Source organism: Pseudomonas sp. Irchel 3E20, from assembly GCF_900187645.1.
In the GTDB taxonomy this organism is placed as follows: Bacteria; Pseudomonadota; Gammaproteobacteria; order Pseudomonadales; family Pseudomonadaceae; genus Aquipseudomonas.
This window is the reverse complement of the sequence record NZ_FYEE01000030.1, coordinates 1-2159: the sequence shown is the minus strand read 5'-3', so window position 1 is coordinate 2159 and position 2159 is coordinate 1. Positions and strand designations below refer to the sequence as shown.

Here is a 2159-nt window from a genome sequence, read left to right as displayed (position 1 = left end):
ACAGCTTGGCAGGCGCACTGATTGCCCGTGACACGCTGCTGCAAGGCCAAAGTAACGATCAGGGCAAGGTCGAGTTGACCGACGAACAAAACGAAACGCTCAAAACCCACTACGACCAAGCCCCCCATCAATGCTGGTTGGTTTACGCCGATCAGGCGCGGGAGGTCGCGTTGGATGTCGACAAGGGCAACTGGGGTGATTTGCAAAACCTGTTCAACGCCATGGACCCCATGGGCTACAGCGACCGCCCGTTTGAGGTCGGCGCTGAACACGCAGATGAGCGCCACGCCAGCCTGGCACGCAAGGACGCCCGCACCGGTAGCCCTCAGACGCTGATAGACAAACTCAAGGACAAGTGAAATGAGCCTTCCTGAAAACTGCCTGGTACGGCGCACGGTGCTTCAAATCGTCGATTGCGAGGGCAAGCCCTACCGGGCGTTCGCAACAGAACCCCTTTGGACGCTCACACGGGTGTTTGCCCAGCCCACCGAAGGCAATGCGGTCAAACCCTACTTCAGCGGCAAAACGTACTTTGCCGAACTGATAGACGAATTCGCGGCGGCCAAAGAATCGATCTACATCGCTGGCTGGCAGGTCAATTGGGATGCGCAACTAGCGCCGAAAGTGCGCCTCTACGATTGCCTGCTTGCCGCCGCGCGGCGTGGGGTGAGCATCTTTGTCATGCCCTGGGATGACGCCGCGCCGGTGCAGACCTATGACTCACAAACCCGCAGCGTGCTGCTGGGCATCAACCGCCTCGTCGGCCAGCAGCGCGTGTTCGTAACCGTCGCCAAGCCCCATGCGGATCAGAACACCTCGTTCTACAGCCATCACCAGAAACAAGTGGTGATTGACCAGCGCATCGGGTTTGTCGGCGGGCTGGACTTGGCTTACGGACGCTACGACGACGATAGCTTTGAACTGCGCGCCGATGCAGATGGGCGCCAGGGCATGAACCGCTACAACGGTTGCGTGCCGCCATTGGGCCACCTGGGCTGGGAAAACCTGGTCAACCCCGACGATAAAAACGTCCAGATTGCCCCTCATCACTATCAAATCCCCTACAAAGAAGACGCCCCCGTGCGCATGAGTGCCCTCAAGCCCACCGCTGCGGGCGTGGACGCCTCGCGCCAGCCCCGTATGCCTTGGCAAGACATGCACCTGCGCATCGACGGGCCTGCGGTATCGGACCTGATACGCAATTTTGTGCTGCGCTGGAACAGCCAAAAAACACGCCACCGCAGCGGCGCGCCCGCGCTGCCCTTTCCCCCTGCGCCCGAGGCCTATCCGAGCAAAGGCACCTGCGACGTTCAGGTACTGCGCAGTGCGCCCTTAACGATGCTGAAAAAAGAACATGCGCTGTTGCGCAACGGCGAAGAACCCAAAGAAGCGCAGCACGATATCTACCGCACCCTGTGCCACTTGATCGAAAAGGCCAAGCACTACGTCTATATCGAACAGCAGTTTTTTGTCAGTGATTTTGGGCGGGAAGTGAAGGAAAAACCGCAGGAACCCTCTATCACCATCCAGAAAAGTGCAGGCATGGGGCCTAAATTAACCCGGGCCTTCCCGGGTGAAAGCCAGGGGAAAGTGGAAAACGTTATCAGCAAGCGGCTGATCCATCGCATCGGCAAGGCGATCATGACCAAAACGCTGTTTCACGCTTATATCGTGCTGCCGGTTCATCCTGAAGGGGGCGGACTAGACAACCCGGCTATCGTTACCCAAGTGCACTTTACGCAACAGACCATTGCCTTTGGTGAACAAAGTCTGCTGAACGGAATTAAAGCGTATTTAAAACTAGGGCGCCTGTATGAGGCGGACCGAATCACACAATCAGAGTGTGCCGCTGTCATGGAAAGGACGGTTGCGGATATTCAACAACTCGTCGGTAAAAAAGATTTTGAGGATGTACCCGACGCAACCGATGAAGAGTGCTTTGAATACGTCACCCTGCTGAATTTGCGCAATTGGACAAAGTTATACGACCGCTATGTGACTGAACAAATTTATGTCCATAGCAAATTGATGATTGTCGATGACCGCTACGCGCTGATTGGCAGCGCCAATATCAACGACCGTAGTTTGCTGGGTGGCCGCGATTCGGAACTGGCGGTATTGGTGATGGACTTGGAGGTGGAGCGCAAAGACTTTCTGGG

Annotated in this window: 2 protein-coding genes; both read left to right on the top strand. The window is 56.6% G+C overall.

Going from position 1 to position 2159, the window contains the following annotated elements; genetic code table 11:
- Nucleotides 1–359: hypothetical protein (locus CKW13_RS24575; protein ID WP_218192075.1), on the top strand; the 359-nt coding region annotated here is incomplete at its 5' end.
- A gap of 1 nt (nt 360) precedes the next feature.
- Nucleotides 361–2159, top strand: a 1799-nt coding sequence (locus CKW13_RS24045; RefSeq protein WP_095111249.1) for a phospholipase D-like domain-containing protein, incomplete at its 3' end; no start/stop codon positions are given.